1 pseudogene is annotated in these 253 nt (G+C 34.4%); it reads right to left on the bottom strand.

Annotation, left to right across the window (positions count from 1 at the left end):
- Nucleotides 1-253 (bottom strand): annotated as a pseudogene (locus tag ASJ81_RS24860) (hypothetical protein); the annotation flags it as partial.

The following is a 253-nucleotide window of genomic DNA, read 5'->3' on the forward strand; positions in this document are numbered from 1 at the left end:
ACAGATTTGAGGAGATCTGTAGGATGCCAAGGAGAAGTTGAGATGAAATGGCTTAGTGATTGGTTGTTAGAGCATTTACAACAGTAAATTGCCATTTTTCTCATATTTTTCCTATGGGGGAGGAGAACCAAACCATTAAGGTAATCAATACAGGTTGAAACGACACTACGAGTTTTCGTTTGGAAATAGGATTCAAGATGTTTCTCTAAAATGTATTTTTCTACAGAAATATTATTTGACTTGATAAAGTCAT

Source organism: Methanosarcina spelaei (assembly GCF_002287235.1).
In the GTDB taxonomy this organism is placed as follows: domain Archaea; phylum Halobacteriota; class Methanosarcinia; order Methanosarcinales; family Methanosarcinaceae; genus Methanosarcina; species Methanosarcina spelaei.